The sequence below is a fragment of the Bacteroides pyogenes genome, assembly GCF_014196225.1.
Classification (GTDB): Bacteria; Bacteroidota; Bacteroidia; order Bacteroidales; family Bacteroidaceae; genus Bacteroides; species Bacteroides pyogenes_A.
In genome coordinates, this window is sequence record NZ_JACIDI010000006.1 from 93,304 (window position 1) to 111,809 (window position 18,506).

Here is an 18,506-nt window from a genome sequence, read left to right on the forward strand (position 1 = left end):
GTTTTACTATTAAACGGTGGCGTATTTGTTTTTGTTTAAATGTTACCTTATTTATGGAAAATCCAGTGTAAGATGTCCGTTAAAACCAAAATGATTCTACCCCCTGAAAATATTCAATAATGCCCCCTCAAAACGTCTTGACCGATGGGGTTATTATTTATTTTAACGTGAGTTCGACGAATTTAGAATAGTGCAAGTTGTGTATCCAGTGTCCTCTGTACATTGATGCACGGCTTCTTTGGGAACAAGCAATATGCAGCAATAGCACCGAGCAGATTGACGATGAAATTATCAAAGCATCTGTGTCTGGAATGCTCTATCTGTGCAATATTCTTCAGCTCATCATTCACGGTTTCTATAATAGCCCTCTTTCTGAGCAAGAGCTTATCGGAGATGCTCATCAAAGCCCCTTTCATATTGCTCTTCAACTTAGTAATAAGCTGTATTCCATCAACGAATAATCTTTGAAACAGATTCTTGCTGATATACCCCTTATCTCCTACCAGCTTACCATATATAAACTCTATGAATTCCCTGTATTCCAAAGGCTTGCGGTCATCAATATCGCCAGGTGTTATCATAAAGTTGAGCAGTTCCCCTTTCTCGTTGCAGATTAGGTGCAGCTTAAACCCGAAGAACCATCCCATGGAGCATTTTCCTTTTTGCGCAATCCCCTTGAATACCTTGTGAATGTGTATCCTCTGGTTACGGCAGACACGAAGTGGCGTGCTGTCCACAAAACTGATTCCCGTACATTTTCCCAAAAGCACCTTCTTGATAAACAAAGCCAGGGGGATGGCAACCTCCCTTTGGAGTTCTACGAAGCGATTGTAAGAAACCACTTCCGGAAATAGATTGCGGAGATGGATACATACCTTCTCAAGATAAAAGTTTTTCAGGCAGCGATAACCGGAGTCGTGAAAGAGAATCATTATCAGCATAACTTCTGCTTTGGACATAGTGGAGGAACGATGATACTTTCTCTTGTGAACCAGCCTTATAGTATATTTTGCCATCATGGCATCAAAAAACTTGCAGAAATCGTCTGCCATACAAAATATTCCAGTAACTTTGGAATACCTTTGTTAGTTCCTTATACAAAGGACTTTGGGAGAATTACCCAATTTTAAGGTAATGACTTGGCAACCGTGCCATTTGCTGCGTTCTACCTCGTTTTGCGTTTCAAGTAACCCTTTCAGGCGCAAATGTAGCTAAATTTTTGAACAAGAAAATAGGTCTCGCTAATTTTAACCAATGCTTGTTCTCTGTATCAGCTAAAATCCAAACTTTGATAGCAATTTCCTATTCATCTTACTTGAGTCAAATTGCTTTGATATAACATCGTCAAAGTATAGAGCAGGTATTTTTTGTCCAGAAAATTGTGGTAAAAGCTGTTCTATAAAACTCAGACCAACACCTGTAAGTGTCTGCACTGCACCTGATGATATAAATAATGGCGAGCCACAAACAATAGCCCATCTTAGCCATTTTTCAACCATACTATTTTTGGAACGACCATTTAGCAGAGCCAATTCCAATTCACTGACACTATAATTGTGGCTTTTAAGCCAAGACGTAAATTTCCCAAAAGCAACCTTATCTCTGACTCTGATAATATCTTTCATTGAAATTACACCATTATAGTATAAAATTGACAAATTGGGTATGCCTTTTGCATATAGAATCTTTTTAAAGTATTGAATAATGCTGTCTGCTTGAATGTCACTTTTGTATAATAAGTATCTTTTGGCTTCATCTTCAAGCAAAATTTCATCTGTTTGAAGCTGTTTAGACCATTCTATACTTCGTTCAAACAAGCAAAGTCTTACAGCCGACCAAGTATCATCCTCATTTGAAATGGACATGATACTTTCAGATTTAATATTCAAAAGAGCTCGAATTCTATCATTGTAAGAAAAATCTTCATACATGTTTTCTTGTGAAGTGTTGTCCCAAAAGTCATATGTATCGGATTCAGATGTATTACACACCTTTTTTAAAATTGAATTCATGAAACGTGACGCTTCTAATCCTTTGCGTTCTAATAGGCGAGAGCATATTTTATCTTGATATTGCGTTTCATGCATATTCATATATAATACGGAATTTCCGTTACACATAAAAGCAGGAACCCACCAATTATCTAAAATTACTATTTCGCCTCCATTATAAAGCATTCTGAAAGCATCAAATCCAAGACACTCAATTATTTCTTCTATTGAGTCTGTTCTGATGAAAAGTTTATCGTGCGTCAAAAGTGCCGAAATAATTCGATTCAAAAAGTAAAGTTTTTCGGGCATTGATATTTCAGGGAACATATGCCCATGCCAGCGATCATAATAAATGCCCTCGGATGTTTTGTTCATCCTATAGCTAAATTGGTCAAACAATACTGCCATAACTTGCTTTTTAATGATCACATAATAGCGCGAGGACTTATCCCGAACTCGCGTAAACAGCTATTTCGCACTACTCGAAATTGTCATAGGTACATTTGTTATCGTATCTAAAAGCAACCTGAACTCCGTTGTAAAACATGGGTTCTTGGTTTCGTAGGTTTTCTTTTTCCTTAAAAATATGAAAATCGATAAATCGTGTTTTGTGCTCTTGTAAGTCTGATGATATAGCCATATCTTCTGTTACATCATATTCTAAAATTTTACCTTTTAAGTGTTCATTCAATTGTTCCAATTTTTCTTTTTTCCCTTTAGGAACTTCAATGCACAAATTTTCATAACTGTATTCATTACATTGATCAAAAGCGTCTGGCGCAATATAAGATACACTAGGTGGAATAATAATATGTAAGTGTCCGCATCCGTAGAATGCGTGTGACATTATACAAGTAATTGTATTGGGCAATTCCACTTTTTTTAAATCATATGCGTCATAAAACATATATTCAGAAATGCCAAAAAGAGTCTCTGGAATATTGATGCTTTTCAAGCCACATCCTCGAAATGCAGAAAAACCAATATTTGAAATGGATGGGGGAATACATAATTCTGTTAGCGATTGACAATTACAAAACGCATCATCACCAATATATTTGATATTAGGTGGTAATGTTACATTGTCAAGAGAAATACAACCATCGAATGCAGAATCGGGAATAGATAAAAGCGATTGAGGTAATAAAACTGATTTCAGTGACATGCAGTTCTGAAATATACCTATGCCAAGTTTGGTTATACCCTCTTCAATAATAACATCCGTTAAACTATCACATCCATCGAAAGCGAATTCACCGAAATCACTAATAGAATTGGGAATAACCAATTTTTCTACGCTGCAACCCGAAAAAGCTAAATCCTCTATTTTTTTTACAGACTTGGGAATGACAATGCTTTTTATTTTTCTCATCATAAAAGCTTCAAACTTGATAACTTCAACTCCATCTGGAATTATGATAGAATCTGTATCTTTCGCCTTTATAAAAGTCTTTCTATCAGCAGAAATGGTGTAAAATTCCGTTTCAATTGGTGTTGATTGAATGGTAGGTTCATCACTTACAGATTTTGTTGCTGATGGTTCTTTATTTGTTATACGAGCAGAAGGTATATCGGGGATAATGAGGTTGTCATCATCTTCGTAAAAGTCTATGTCATCGTCATGTTGCTCTCTATATTTTTGAAGTTGCTCTTCAAGTTGTTGTTCCTCTTCATATTTTTGCTCCTTGATGCGTCTTTCTTGTTCTTCATCATCTTTACGTTGTAAATGCTTATAGACAAAAAAGCCGATAATTAACAAAACGCCAACAAGCCATGTTGGAATACTTTCCGAAGAGTCATGTTCCTCTGCGATTTCATCCAATACCCATTGCTGAGCAGAAACGGGTATTGTGGTAATAAGAAAAAGAATGATAAGTGATAAAGGTCTCATGTAGTTACATTTATTTGAATACAAAAGTACAAAAAATCCGTGATACGTCATTCAACTATCACGGACTTTATGATGATTTACAAGTTAATACCACGATTTTGTATTCTCGCTTGTGGTCTCAGCTTCTCCATAAACTCTTCTTTCTTGCGTCTGAACCAATTGACATGGGAAACACCGTCTATCTTGAAGTCAAAGTTTCCATCCTTGTCCTCTCTTAGTGAACATACCGTTTTTTCAGCCCTGAAATGTTGGTTAAACTCACAAGAATATAGTTCGCCTGTGATGGAAACATCCTTGAACGTGCACAATTTTCGAATGAGGGCATCACCAAAATTCAGCGTATCACGTAGAAATTTGATAGTTGGCATCAGCTTCTCCAGATACGGGAAATAGTGCTTGACATAATCCACGAACTCGGACAGTTTGCGGTGTCGTTGTTCGTAAGCATCCGTTATCTCCTGTATGTGCTTCGCCTGTTGCTGTTCCCTTTGTCGAGCTTCTTCTTCAAGTTCAAGAATACGGTCTTGCAAGTCCTCGTTCCTGCGTTCCAATGTTCTGACCTTGTTACTTCCGAAAAGAGAACCGACACTCTCTGCTATGTTAGTGACTGCGGTGGTGGCTGCGCCTTTCAGTTTCTCGGTCTGCACCTCTTTCTTGGCTCGTCTGAGTTCCTGCTCCGCTTCGGTTTTCTGTTCCTGCAAATCCACCACTTCCGATTTCAAGCTGTCGGCAAGTTTCTGTATGTCCCGATAATACTGTTGCGTGGACTTGTGGCGAGTCTGTGAGCCGTCTATGCCACGTTGCAGACCGAATTTTGCCATCTCTACGGCATAACTGTTTTGGTAGGATTTCAACTTCGAGCGTGTCATGATGTCATCGGCACACAAACGGACGGCATGGGCTGGTTTCTTTCGATACCGCTTCTTTACCTGTTCCTCACGTTTCTTGCGCTTGCGCTCTCCCTTGACAATCGGAACAAGAGTAATGTGTATATGTGGAGTTTCCTCGTCCCTGTGCAGGTGTGCTGCCACGATATTCTCCCTGCCGAACAGGTCGGCAAAGTATTTCATATTGTCGGCACACCATTCGTCAAGTCTGCCCTCCTTTTCGATACGCTTCATATCCTCGTGCGTTCCTGACACGTTGATACGGATAGCCCGAACTTGGTTGTTCCCGATTTTACGTGTTAATCCTGCTTCTTCCAATCTTTTCTGAATGGCTGCCGTGCGGTCTTTTATCCCATCGGGGTATGTGATGAGTTTTCGGTTAAGGTGTGTGCGTGTGGGGTCTGCGTTCTTCGGTATGATGAAACGCTCGATGTGGGCAGTCGTTCCACTGTCGGAACCGTGCGCCTTTTCCATGTGTAATACTACGAATCCCATATATAAATCCTTTATTCTTTTACTTGTGAAACATCGTTTGATTATTGCTTATGTACGGCTGTTGCCGTTGGTCTTGGAGAGTCCAGAGAGGTGCAACCTCTTTGGCTTATTGGGGAATTTTCAGCTTTGCTTGCAATGCGGCTCGGAAAATTCCCTAATAAGCTACGGTATTTTCCATCGGTAAATAACCGTGCCGCTGCAAGCATCACTTTACATCTTCAGCCCTTTCTTTTTCGGTGGCTGTATCATCCGCCTTGCGGATTGGACTTGCTTCTTCTCTTTTATCGGCTCCGCCGATTTGGACATGGGCTTGCCACATAGGTAGTCGTTCAGGTCTTTGTGTCCGTTGTAGTTGTCGGAGAAGTCCCGGATACGTCCGCTGAACTCACTCGCCAAGTCCAGGTACGCATTTCTTCCTGCCTCGTCATTGTCAAGCAGGCAGTGGATACGCTCGTACCCGTGCAGTACGTCTATGGCTTTGGAAACATTGGCAACCGAATTGAGGATGATGTAATCCTGCCCGTCAAGGTTGGGCTGGGTCGGGCGGTTCTTCATGCGTAACGTGAGGAATGACAGGTAGTCCATCATGCCCTCGAATACAAGACATTTCTCTCTTGGTTCTCCCTGCTGACGGATATGGCTGATGTCCTTCGGTGCAATGCAGCCCTTGAAGAAACGGTTGCGCACTTCATACCCTCCTGCCACATTCGGGAAACCGATGGCAAAATAGGGTTTGCCGTTATAAATGAAGTGCAGCTCCTTACATTCCAATCTTGCCAAGTCGGTGTTTATGCCCCTTTCCTGCAAGTAACGAAACAATGCAGGATGGGTAAGTTCTCCCACCTCCAACCGTTGGAAACTCGGTTCGGATGCTTGCTGGCGAAAAGAGAAAGATACGGGACGGATGTGCGGTACTCGCTCCGCTATCTTGTTGAGCAAGTAAAGCACATAGTCGGTTGCGTATAGTTCCTCTGCCAAAGCGATGATGTTGCCGCCCTTGCCAAGTCCGAAATCGTACCACTTATTAAGCTCGGCGTTTACCTTGAAAGAAGCGTCCTTTTCTTCCCTCAGCGGTGATTTGTACCAAAGGCTGTTGCCTTGTTGTTTGACGGGCGTGTAGCCCAAGCTTTGCAGATAGTCTGCAATGCGTATGTTCTTTACTTCCTGTATGTTCATAAATTTCCTATGGTTTGATGGTGATTGTAAAACCGATGAATTGATGAATGTGTATGCCAAACTATTGGATAGCAGTATTATACACCCTCATCATAGTTTCATCAAAGCACTTACAAAAAGAGAAAATCATCAGTTGTCTTATTGGGCATGGTCTGTCTGATCTGTTTTCTCTTTTCATCAGTAAGTTGTTTTTGATGAGTGTTTGATGAAAGTGCAAACCTTTATCTGTCAGTGTAGTTATATACTTATTCATCATTTCATCAAAATAATCAGAGTGCTGTCAATTGTTCTCTTGTTACGATATAGAACCGTCCTATCCTCCGTATGGGAGAGTAGCGGCATTCTCGGGTATAGTCCATCTGATAGGTGGTATAAGTAAGCGTATTGGGTGCAGGAGTTAGTTTCCAGCACTCCTGCAATACCTTACGGACTTGATGCTTCTCAACCTTTACCTGCGAGTGTACCAACAAAAGAAGAAGGTCGTTGTAACAAAACGAGAATGTGTCCGTGCCGATACTGTCCATGATGTCAAAGATAAGTTCCTGCATTTCTATCTCCAATCGGTTGCGGTTGCTGCGGATTATCTTCTGCAAGGCTTCGGTATGTAGCAAAGACGGAGCAAACCACATACGGCTTTCCTTTTCGGTGGATAGCTGTCTGTGTTGCAGGAAGTGGAGAAAGGCAGGTATCTCCGCTTTCAGCTTTTGCAGGAAGTCGGTATCATCGGACTGCAAGCGATCTATCTTGCGCACCCAATAACGTGTTTCTCCTGCATCTATGATTACGGGCAGATACTCGTTGTTGGAGCATAGCACGAACTTGGCAAAGAACGCTATCTCGTCACGGTCTTTACCTTTGGCTTCCACCTTGTAGGATAGAGTTGTACTGAGGTTCTTCAACCTCTCGCTGTCCTCCCTGCGGTTGAGCAGCACCTCATCCACCACGATAAGGAGCTTTCCTGCCCAATCGGAATTGAACTGGCTGCGAAAATCCTCGTTGGTGTTGAACGTGACATTGTTCTGAAAGAGGGCTTTCAGAAAGTTCAAGAATGTGCTTTTGCCCGTGTTGCGTTCTTCCGATACCAATAGCAAGATGGGCAATTTCTGTACAGGTTGCAGGTAGAGCAGTTGCAGATAGTCCATGCCTAACTCGTATTGCTCTCCAAAGATGTGCCGTACTAATGATTGGATGTGAGAGAAATCACCCTCCTTTGGTTGGTGGTCTATCGGCTCATAGAGGTTAAGGAACTTGCCGACCACGGGGCGGTAGCCGATGTGTTCGGGTACGGTGCAGAAACCGTCATACTTGGGAACGCTGCCGATGTAGTCCTTGCCGTAGTCTTGGCGCAGGGTCTCGTTGTTCCACGCGATACGTTTCTTTACATACCCTCCGTTCAGTCTTGGCTGCTCTACAATCTTGTAAAGTGTTGTTCCCACTCGGATGAACTCTTCTTTTGCCACGCTGCCATCTGATGGCGGTTTGTGGCTGTCTTGTTGTTTGTTAGCTGACATAATCAAATGGTTTTAAGTTTGAAAAATACCAGTTACAAAAGTATAAGCATTTAATGGATAAGTTGTTACGCAAAATATAGCAGAATGTAGAAAAAAGCCCCTCGGAACAAAAACTTTCAATGGTTTGTCAATGGAGTCGGATTGAAAAGACGAAAAACTCCCGAAAAGCGAAATGCAATCATTCGCTTTTCGGGAGAAAAATCAGAGTATCTGTCGTGTTGTTGTACTGACTTGCAGATTTACCGACAGCATTACGTCAGTCCCTCATCCAAATCTACGAGAGGTATTTGGGATTGGCGATATCGGCATTGTTCAGCGAAAATAAGATGGCTTGTTTCTCTTTTCGCAAGTACAGCCTTTTCAGAATGGCGTTGCGCACCTGCTTCGCTCCGAATGTGCCGAAGTGGAAAGCGAGGGCGATTATCGTTTCAAGGTTGTAAAACTCCATACTGCACTTGTCGGATAGGCGTATGGTACGCTTTATCTCGTACTCCCTCAATGCGCCACTCTTGCAAAGAACCTTTATCCCAGCCCGAATGGTCGGGGCGGTTACACCGAACAAATCCAACAACTCGGCTTCGTTCATCCATACATCAGTGAGGCTGTTCGGTAAAGTCACATTGCCGAACTCGTCTATTCTAATGATGTTTCTTTCCATAGTCCTATGCCATTGTTGTGTTTCCAAAAGACTGGTTCAGCTTGTCACCGAACATCGTAAGGTCGTGGTCTATCTTCTGCGTTGTTATCTTCGCATAGAGTTGGGTCGTAACGATATTCGTATGTCCCAACACACGGCTGACGCTTTCAATCGGCATACCCTTACTCAGCGCAAGGGTGGCGAACCCATGCCTCGCACAATGGAATGAGATGTCCTTTGTGATTCCGCACTCTTTTATCATCTTTTTCAATGGCTTGCATATAGACCAATAGTTCAGATTCGGGAAAATGGACTTGTCCGTTTGGAACTCCTCGTAACGCTTGATAATCTGCAAGGGGATGTCAAGCAGTTTCACTTGGAACGGGACTTTGGTCTTGTGCCGTTTGGATAATATCCACTTCTCACCGTTCACTTCCACTATATCATCAGTGGTAAGTTCCTTGACATCCACGAATGACAGTGCGGTAAAGCTGGCGAAAACAAAGATGTCACGGATGTAGGAAAGTTTGGCATCCGCAAATTCGTGTGTCATCAATGTTTTCAGTTCTTCTTCCGTCAGATACTCACGTTCCTTTATGTTGGGGCTTATGTGGAATTGGGCAAACGGATTTCTCGGTATCAGTCCGTTGAAATGTGCACGCATGACCACACCTTTCAGCCACATACAGTTAGTCCAGATGCTGCCATTCTGCAATCCTCTGTCCGTGGAAAGGAATACGGCAAACTCCTTGATGAAGTCGGGAGTAAGTTCAAGCATTGACAGGTCGCTTCGCTTGTAGTTCGCCTTGATGAATGCTGCCACATGGTTTCTTGCACGAACCTTTGCCATGTAAGTGGCTTTTACACGGTCAGTCCCCACACGTTTTTGAAACGTGGCGTTGTCCTTGTCAAACGCTCCGAGCAGCGTTTCATACTCGCTGCCGATTCCTTGATAGGCATTGCGTACCATTTCTGCCGTTACGTATGCTTCACGGTCTGAAATGCGCTGGTAGTGCTTGATGATTTGCGCCTTGATGTTGTCTAAAGCGTGGTTGATGTCCCTCGCTTCAATACTCTTGCCTTTGGCTCGGTTGCCTTTCGCATCCCAAAGCGTTTTCGGGATGGTCTGTTTGCAACTGAACTGCGCCACAGAACCGTTGATTGTCACTCGTCCCATGATGGGGACAATACCGTTTTTCTCCTTGCTGCCGTTCACGTAGAACAGCACTTTGAATGTACTTCTTGCCATACTCGTTTTTTGTTTGCAAAGTTAAATATCAACGAGTTAAACCTTGATACGCAAAACGGTGACAAACGGTGCAATAGTGTCCTACATGTGTTAAATCTTACATCTTCTCAGGTAATGATTTGCAAACCGTTCTCCTGCTATATTCTGCTTTTCCTTGCATTTTCCGCTTTTTCGGTTTGTCTTCATCTGATACCGTAACGATATTGGTACAAAGTCATTTAGCGTCATTTCTCCCATTTCTCTCGGTTATTCCAGCATTTTTCAATAACTTTGTCTTCGGTGATCATAGCGATTTTTGTTTGTAATCCTTTGTTTTTTAGTACTATAAAGTTACAACAAATTTCGCTAATCACCAAATTTATAAGCACTTACAATTCGTCGAACTCACGTTATTTTAGTTTATTTGGCAGTTGCGAGATAATGATGATAGACTTGCGTCCATGCCGGTCCTCTATTATATCAAGCAGGATGGGACGTTCCTAATTTTCCCACTTTAAGCGTACCTATAAGGTACTATCGCCATCTTTCCAATCCAAATCGGTAAAACTCTACTCCTCAATAAGATAGCTTCAAACCGAAAAATCGGCGGGCATGAAGCGCAACTTCTGTTCCCCGCTATCTTTCTGACGCAACAAACTCTCTGTTTGCATGAAGCAATCCTATCGGGAAAATCCGCTCAAATGCGGTCGGCCTCCACATATCCGTTCATCACGGCATAGATGGTCAGTCCCGACACCGACTTGATACCCAGTTTTTCCGTGATGTTTTTTCTGTGCGTGATGACGGTAGTCTGGCTGATGTTCAGCTTGTCCGCAATCTCTTTGTTGATCAAGCCTTTGGTGATGAGCACCAACACTTCGATTTCCCGTGCAGACAGTATATCCTGCTGGGGAACCATTGCCGGAATGGGAGGCATTCCCTTTACGGGATAGCCGTGCTGATGGGCGTGCTGATGCAGCTTGAGCAGGTTTCTCACCAGCACCTCTTCCGTTTCGTATACATTGAGCACGACAATGCCGGAGAGCTGGAACTGCGGACTGTCGCTTGCCAGTACGATCGTTTTCCGTTTGCGGGGCAGGAAGAAGGCATTGTGCTCCATGTAAATCTGTGCGGAAACGAAGTAATGGGCATACATGTCCGGCGTGTCGTCCGCCAGTTCGCCGAAGCTCCGGAACGTGCGGATGACGGCTATCGGAATCATTCTTTCCAACAGGTTCTTCAATCCTAAGCAAGTCAGGGTATTGGGATCTATAATGGCTATTTCGGGTTTATTCATCTTCGTTTGTTTTTGTCGCTTGTTCCTTCTCTGTTTATTTCATATAATTTTTTCATTCCGGGCAGATGTTGCGGGTTTTTCCGGTCGATTCTCATGCTTCCGTTATCCTTGTCCGCCTCTTTGCACCATATAGCCGGCTACCGCTTCGGCGCAGCGTTCTCCGTCTATCCCGGCGGAGACGATGCCGCCTGCATACCCCGCCCCTTCGCCGCAAGGGAAGAGTCCGCGCACGGTGACGTGTTGCAGGCTCTCTTTGTCGCGCACGATGCGAACAGGCGACGAGGTGCGTGTTTCGACTCCTATCATCACCGCTTCGTTCGTCAGGAAACCGTGACTGCTGCGTCCGAACTGTCGGAAACCCATTGACAGGCGTTGGGTGATGAACTCCGGCATCCAGAAATGGAGAGGGGAGGAGACGATGCCCGGATTATACGATGTTTCCGGCAAGTCGTAACTGAGCTTCCTGAGGGTGAAGTCGAGCATGCGCTGTGCGGGAGCCGTCTGCCGTCTTCCTCCTTGTTGCCAGCACTGTCGTTCGAGTTCTTCTTGGAAATAAAGTAGCGGGAGAATCCGGGTATGAAGCGCCGAAAGTTCTCCGTTTGTCAGCAACGGGTTGATGGCGAGAAGCTGTTCGTCGCGTTGTTCGCTCCGTTCTTCGCTTCCGGTTTTCAGCTTGCCGCTTGCGAGATCTTCGGGCTGTATCTCCACCACCATGCCCGAGTTGCTCCAGCGCGAGCCGCGGTTGGAAGGAGACATGCCGTTCACCACCACCTGTTCCGCTCCGCTGGCTGCCGGAACGACGAATCCTCCGGGGCACATGCAGAAACTGTACACTCCCCGCCCTTCGGCTTGAGTGACAAAACTGTATTCGGCTGCGGGGAGGTATTTCCCCCTTCCGTTCCGGTTGTGATATTGTATTTGGTCGATCAACGCCGCCGGATGTTCCAGACGAACGCCTACGGCAATCCCTTTCGGCTCGATGGCGATGCGCTGCGCTGCCAGCCACCGGTAAACATCGCGCGCGGAGTGCCCCGTTGCCAGAATGACAGGACCCGAGAACGTCTGTCCCGCGTTCGTCTCGACGCCTTTCACCTCTCCGTCTTCAATAATCAAAGCATCCATCCGGGTTTGGAAATGCACTTCGCCCCCGCATGAGAGAATCGTTCGGCGCATATTCTCAATCACGCGAGGCAGCTTGTCCGTACCGATGTGCGGGTGAGCGTCCGCCAGTATCGCTGCGGATGCCCCATGCTGGCAGAACACGTTCAGGATTTTGTCCGTGTTTCCTCTTTTTTTGCTGCGGGTATAGAGCTTCCCGTCGGAGTAGGCACCCGCCCCTCCCTCTCCGAAACTGTAATTCGATTCGGGGTTTACGATATGTTCACGGTTGATTTGCGCAAGGTCTTTCTTCCGCTCGCGTACATCCTTCCCACGTTCTACGATAACGGGGCGCAAGCCGAGTTCGATAAGGCGCAGGGCTGCGAACAACCCGCCCGGGCCGGCACCCACTACGATAACCTGTGGCTTTCCTTCTACGTTGGGGTAGTGCGTATGCGCGTATTCATCGTCCTGAGGAACTTCGCGAATGTACGCCCGTACCTTCAGGTTGACGAACACGGTGCGCTGCCGCGCGTCGATGCTCCGCTTCAATATCCGGACGGCAGTCATCTCGTGCAGTCCGATTCCTTTCTCTTTCGACAAATATTCTTTCAATCGCTGCTCGTTGGCGGCCGTTTCGGGGAGAACGCGCAGTTGGTATTCTTGTATCATAAGATTCGTTTATCTGCCGGTTTCGTGCGGGTTTATCCGAATAGCGCCCTGAACGCCTCTTCCACCTTCCTCACCGGAACCAGTTCAATTTTCAGTTTTTGGGTATTTATCCCTTGCAGGTTGTATTTGGGCAGCAGAAACTGTTTGAAGCCCAGCTTTTCCGCTTCACCGATGCGTTGCTCGATGCGGTTCACCGGGCGTATCTCTCCCGAAAGTCCGATTTCTCCCGCCATGCAGATTTCCCGTTCGACGGGAGCGTCCATGTTCGACGACAAGATAGCGCTGATGACTGCCAAGTCGATGGCGGGGTCGTTCACTTTCAGTCCGCCGGCAATGTTGAGGAACACGTCTTTCTGCGCAAGTTTGAAGCCGACGCGCTTTTCGAGCACCGCCAGCAACATGTTCATCCTCCGTATGTCGAATCCCGTAGCCGAGCGTTGGGGCGTTCCATAAGCCGCCGTGCTTACCAGAGCCTGCGTCTCTATCAGAAACGGGCGCACGCCTTCGATGGCGGAGGCCACCGCCACTCCGCTCATCCCTTCATGGTCTTGGCTCAGCAACAGTTCCGACGGGTTGCTCACTTGCCGCAGTCCGTCCTGCCGCATCTCGTAAATGCCCAGCTCCGCCGTGCTGCCGAAACGGTTTTTGATGCTTCGCAGGATGCGGTACATATAGTGTTGGTCGCCTTCGAACTGAAGAACGGTGTCGACGATGTGCTCCAGCACTTTCGGCCCTGCGATGCTTCCTTCCTTATTGATATGCCCGATCAGCAACACCGGCGTATGGGTTTCTTTGGCAAACCGCAGGATGGAGGCCGAACATTCCCGTACCTGGGCGACGCTTCCGGGCGAAGATTCGATAGTCTCGGTGGAGATGGTCTGGATGGAGTCGATGATGACTAAATCGGGGTTGGTATTCTTGATGTGCACGTATATTTGCTCCAGCGAAGTCTCGCATACGATGAGGCAATCGCTCGACACACGGGAAAGGCGGTCGGCACGAAGTTTCAACTGCCGTGCGCTCTCTTCGCCGGAGACGTAGAGGATTTTCCGTTCCGGCATACGAAGCACGGTTTGCATCACCAGCGTCGACTTCCCGATGCCCGGCTCACCGCCTATCAGCACGAGCGAACCCGGTACGAGTCCGCCTCCCAACACCCGGTTCAGCTCTTCGTCGTGCATGTCGATGCGCGGTTCGTCGTCCGCTTCTATCTCGCTCAGCGCAAGCGGTTTCGCCTTCGGGGTCTCGATACCCGACACGGGACGCCGGCTTGCCGGTTCTTTCCGCACAATCTCTTCCACATACGTGTTCCATTCTCCGCACGACGGACATTTGCCGACCCATTTCGGCGAATCCTGTCCGCAGTTGCTGCATACATACACTGTTTTCTCTTTAGCCATCGGCGCTTCTCCTTCTTTTTACGGTTTGCAAAACAAGGGGCGGTTTGCTTTCAACTTTCTCTCTTCCTGTCCATACGGCAGCATTCGAGAGGTCCGTACCGCAAGTTCTATCCGGACGGTTTGTTCTGAACTCCCTCTGATCCTGTAGGTACGACCGATGTTGCATGTTCGCCAACGGAAATCGTTTGTTCGAAAAACCTTGAACGGCATAGCCTCACCCTCTTTTGCAGCCTACAAAAATAGCGATAATTTATCGGAAAGAGGCGAATATCGCCTCAGTATCTTTGTCGGAGCGGGCAAAAATACGTCTATTCTTCTGTTTGAATGGTAATCTCTCCCGCTATCGAGCGGTTCATCCGGAGGCGGACTTCTTCGGGGCTGTATCCGTGTCCCAACAGGAACATCAGTTTGGCGATGGCGGACTCCGTAGTGCTGTCGTACCCGCTTACCACGCCTGCTTGCAGAAGCTGGTAACCGGTTTCGTATCGTTCCATCTCTACGGTTCCGGCATTGCATTGAGTCACATTCACTATCACCACGCCTCGTTTGCTGGCTTCGCATAGCCGGCGGATAAACCAGTCCTTTCGCGGAGCGTTGCCCGACCCGTAGGTTTCGAGCACCAGCGCTTTAAGTCCTTTGATTTCCAGAATGGTGGCGACAACATCTTCCTGAATGCCGGGAAAAAGTTTCAGTACCGCCACGTTGGTGTCGAGCAGATAATGGGGAATCAGCTTGCGCCGTTCGCCGTTGACGTGAATCTGTACATTGTTGTATTTAATATGGATGCCTGCTTCCGCCAGTACCGGGTAGTTGAACGATCCGAATGCGTTGAAATTCTCCGCGCTCAGTTTGGTGGTGCGGTTTCCCCGCATCAAATGGTTCTCGAAGAAGATGCAGACTTCCGGCACGAGTGACTTCCCCTCTCCGTTGCAAGCGGCGGCTATTTCGATACTGGTCATCAGGTTTTCTTTCCCATCCGTGCGAAGCACTCCGATAGGCAATTGCGAACCTGTCAGAATCACCGGCTTATCCAGATTCTCGAGCATGAAGCTCAGTGCCGAAGCGGTATAAGCCATCGTGTCCGTTCCGTGTAGGATGACAAATCCCCGGTATCGGTCGTAATTCTCGTAAATGATGCGCACCAGTTTCCGCCACATGTCCGGTTCCATATCTGAAGAGTCCATCGGAGGATCGAACTGGTAGGTATCGATAGGGAATTTGAATTTCAGCAATTCGGGGACATGCTTTTGCAGATGTTCGAAATCAAAATTCTCGAATGCGCCTGTCTCCGGATTCTCGATCATTCCAATCGTTCCTCCGGTGTATATTAGCAATACGGAAGTGTTTGGTGCCGTCATAAGCGGATATGATGCTTTTATTTTTTGCAAATGTAGCAAAATTATGGATATAAAATAGCAAAATGACATAAAAGTGCATTTGTTGTTTCGGATGCTCCGGAAAGGGGAAATGCTTTTTATTAGAAAAATATCGAAAAATGTGATAGATTGAATATTATTATTCTTATTTTTGCGACACTTATCAATGATAAAGGTAGAAACAGAGACTATGATGAATTACTATCCACATACAGTCATGTTCATGTGCACCATGACCCTTAGGGGTTAAGGGATAGTATTTGTGTATCTACGCGATTCACGCCTATGTAAGTAGGCAAAATTCAAAATTTTAGTTTTAGTTGGCAAGGAGATTAAATGAGCCGGTTATATTCTGCCGCTCCATGTCTCGCTTCTGTAGATTGCCGGCTTGTATCTGTAAAACAACAATCATGAAAGTAATGAAATTCGGCGGAACGTCTGTGGGTTCCGCAAAAAGCATATTAAACGTAAAGAGAATCGTTGAGGCTGCCGGCGATCCGGTAATCGTAGTCGTTTCCGCATTGGGAGGAATTACCGACAAACTGATACATACGTCGAAGATGGCGGCGGCCGGGGATTCGGGGTATGAGGAAGCCTTCGGCGAGATTGTCCGCCGCCATGAAGAGATGGTGGAGGATATTATTCCGGCGGGTGAAAGGAAACATGCGTTGAAACAGCGGATCGGGGAATTGCTGAATGAGTTGAGAGACATCTTTCAGGGAATTTTCCTCATCAAAGATCTCTCGCCGAAAACATCCGATACGATAGTAAGCTACGGCGAGCGGCTTTCTTCCATCATTGTCGCCGAACTGATTGAAGGAGCCGAACGGTTCGATTCCCGCGCATTCGTCAAGACGGAGAAGAAGCACAGTAAGCACACATTGGACAAAGATCTGACGAACCGGCTGGTGAGGGAAACGTTTCGTTCCATTCCCAAGGTGGCGGTAGTGCCCGGCTTTATCTCTTCGGACAAAACAACGGGAGAGGTGACAAATCTCGGACGCGGCGGTTCGGACTATACGGCAGCGGTGATTGCCGCCGCGCTCGATGCCGACAGTCTGGAAATATGGACGGATGTAGATGGCTTCATGACTGCCGATCCGCGTGTAATCCCGAATGCTTACACCATCACCGAGCTGAGTTATGTGGAGGCCACCGAGCTTTGTAACTTCGGAGCTAAAGTCGTTTATCCGCCCACCATCTATCCGGTGTGCCATAAAAACATACCTATTCTGATAAAGAACACGTTCAATCCCGATGGAGCGGGTACGGTTATCAAGCAAGAGGTATCCAGCTCGCAAAGCAAGGCCATCAAAGGAATCTCCTCGATCAACGATACCAGCCTCATTACGGTGCAGGGCTTGGGAATGGTCGGCGTCATCGGTGTGAACTACCGCATTTTCAAGGTGTTGGCCAAGAACGGTATCAGTGTGTTTCTCGTTTCGCAGGCTTCTTCGGAGAACAGCACGTCCATCGGAGTGCGCACTGCCGATGCCGATCTGGCTTGCGAAGTGTTGAACGAAGAGTTTGCCAAAGAGATAGAAATGGGAGAAATCTCGCCGATGCAGGCCGAGAAAGATTTGGCAACGGTGGCCATTGTGGGCGAGAATATGAAACATACGCCGGGTATTGCCGGCAAGCTTTTCGGTACGTTGGGGCGAAACGGCATCAATGTAATCGCTTGTGCGCAGGGAGCTTCGGAGACCAACATCTCCTTTGTCATCGATTCCCGCTCGCTTCGCAAAGCGTTGAATGTGATTCACGACTCGTTTTTCCTTTCCGAGTATCAGGTACTCAACCTCTTTATATGCGGCATCGGTACGGTAGGCGGCAGTCTGATAGAACAAATCCGCAGCCAGCGGGAAAGGCTGATGGCGAAAAACGGATTGAAGTTGCACGTGGTAGGCATCATCGACGGAAGTAGAGCAATGTTCGGGCGCAATGGTTTCGACCTTGCCAATTTCCGTGAAGAACTTAAAGCCCACGGGATGCCCAGCAGCCGCGAGACCATCCGCGACGAGGTGATAGGGATGAATATATTCAACTCCGTATTTGTGGATTGTACGGCGAGTCCCGATATAGCGTCGCTCTACAAAGACTTCCTGCAGCACAATATCTCTGTGGTGGCAGCCAATAAGATTGCCGCTTCTTCGGAGTATGAGAACTACCGCGAGCTGAAGACCATCGCGCGCCGGCGTGGCGTTAAGTTTCTTTTCGAGACCAACGTGGGTGCGGGACTGCCCATCATCAATACGATCAATGATTTGATTCACAGCGGCGACAAGATATTGAAGATCGAGGCGGTGCTTTCGGGCACGCTGAACTACATTTTCAATAAGATCAGTGCCGACCTTCCTTTCAGCCGTACCATCAGGATGGCGCAGGAGGAGCGATACTCCGAACCCGATCCGCGCATCGACCTGAGCGGAAAGGACGTGATTCGCAAGCTGGTGATTCTGGCGCGCGAGGCGGGTTACCGCATCGATCAGGAGGATGTGGAGAAGAATCTTTTTGTGCCGAACGACTTTTTCGAAGGTTCTCTGGACGACTTCTGGAAGAAAGTGCCGAGCCTCGATGCCGCTTTCGAAGAGCGTCGCCGGATTCTGGAGAAAGAACACAAGCATTGGCGCTTTGTGGCCAAGCTGGAAGAGGGGAAAGCTTCCGTCGGCCTGCAGGAGGTTGCCGCAAACCATCCGTTTTACGGACTGGAAGGCAGCAACAACATCATTCTGCTCACGACGGAACGTTATAAAGAGTATCCGATGATGATTCAGGGATACGGTGCCGGCGCCGGAGTGACCGCAGCCGGAGTATTTGCCGATATCATGAGTATAGCAAACGTATAAA

General features: G+C 46.7%; 13 protein-coding genes. 1 reads left to right on the top strand and 12 read right to left on the bottom strand.

Features of this window, described 5'->3' with window-relative positions; all coding sequences use genetic code 11:
* Positions 1-182: 182 nt before the first annotated feature.
* The 12 genes from GGR07_RS05740 to GGR07_RS05800 form a co-directional block, all read right to left on the bottom strand.
* The gene (locus GGR07_RS05740) at positions 183-1,052 is read right to left on the bottom strand and encodes an IS982 family transposase (protein WP_034542928.1); all 870 of its coding nucleotides are present in this window, start codon (positions 1,050-1,052) and stop codon (positions 183-185) included.
* 222 nt (positions 1,053-1,274) lie between these two features.
* Positions 1,275-2,399 (bottom strand): hypothetical protein, encoded by a 1,125-nt coding sequence (locus GGR07_RS05745; protein ID WP_034542962.1) that lies wholly within the window; start codon positions 2,397-2,399, stop codon positions 1,275-1,277.
* 70 nt (positions 2,400-2,469) lie between these two features.
* Complete coding sequence (locus tag GGR07_RS05750; protein ID WP_051990590.1) at positions 2,470-3,882, bottom strand: leucine-rich repeat domain-containing protein; 1,413 nt, start codon at positions 3,880-3,882, stop codon at positions 2,470-2,472.
* A 77-nt stretch (positions 3,883-3,959) separates the two neighbouring features.
* Positions 3,960-5,264 carry a MobV family relaxase gene (gene mobV, locus GGR07_RS05755; RefSeq protein ID WP_034542930.1) on the bottom strand — a complete coding sequence of 435 codons (1,305 nt, stop codon included), beginning with the start codon at positions 5,262-5,264 and terminating at the stop codon, positions 3,960-3,962.
* A gap of 210 nt (positions 5,265-5,474) precedes the next feature.
* Entirely contained in the window at positions 5,475-6,440 is a 966-nt protein-coding gene (locus GGR07_RS05760; RefSeq protein WP_034542932.1) for a toprim domain-containing protein, read from the bottom strand.
* A 269-nt stretch (positions 6,441-6,709) separates the two neighbouring features.
* The gene (locus GGR07_RS05765) at positions 6,710-7,951 is read right to left on the bottom strand and encodes a primase-helicase family protein (protein WP_034542935.1); all 1,242 of its coding nucleotides are present in this window, start codon (positions 7,949-7,951) and stop codon (positions 6,710-6,712) included.
* A gap of 274 nt (positions 7,952-8,225) precedes the next feature.
* The gene (locus GGR07_RS05770) at positions 8,226-8,609 is read right to left on the bottom strand and encodes a hypothetical protein (RefSeq protein ID WP_034542937.1); all 384 of its coding nucleotides are present in this window, start codon (positions 8,607-8,609) and stop codon (positions 8,226-8,228) included.
* Between the two features lie 4 nt (positions 8,610-8,613).
* Entirely contained in the window at positions 8,614-9,837 is a 1,224-nt protein-coding gene (locus GGR07_RS05775) for a site-specific integrase (protein ID WP_034542939.1), read from the bottom strand.
* 676 nt (positions 9,838-10,513) lie between these two features.
* Entirely contained in the window at positions 10,514-11,113 is a 600-nt protein-coding gene (locus GGR07_RS05785) for a response regulator transcription factor (protein WP_021646416.1), read from the bottom strand.
* 102 nt (positions 11,114-11,215) lie between these two features.
* Positions 11,216-12,883 carry an NAD(P)/FAD-dependent oxidoreductase gene (locus GGR07_RS05790; protein WP_034542941.1) on the bottom strand — a complete coding sequence of 556 codons (1,668 nt, stop codon included), beginning with the start codon at positions 12,881-12,883 and terminating at the stop codon, positions 11,216-11,218.
* A gap of 32 nt (positions 12,884-12,915) precedes the next feature.
* Entirely contained in the window at positions 12,916-14,283 is a 1,368-nt protein-coding gene (radA, locus tag GGR07_RS05795) for a DNA repair protein RadA (RefSeq protein ID WP_034542942.1), read from the bottom strand.
* Between the two features lie 308 nt (positions 14,284-14,591).
* Positions 14,592-15,641 carry an asparaginase gene (locus GGR07_RS05800; protein WP_034542964.1) on the bottom strand — a complete coding sequence of 350 codons (1,050 nt, stop codon included), beginning with the start codon at positions 15,639-15,641 and terminating at the stop codon, positions 14,592-14,594.
* A 428-nt stretch (positions 15,642-16,069) separates the two neighbouring features.
* Between GGR07_RS05800 and thrA the strand changes: the two genes are divergently transcribed.
* Positions 16,070-18,505 carry a bifunctional aspartate kinase/homoserine dehydrogenase I gene (thrA, locus tag GGR07_RS05805; RefSeq protein ID WP_122056500.1) on the top strand — a complete coding sequence of 812 codons (2,436 nt, stop codon included), beginning with the start codon at positions 16,070-16,072 and terminating at the stop codon, positions 18,503-18,505.
* Position 18,506 lies beyond the last annotated feature (1 nt).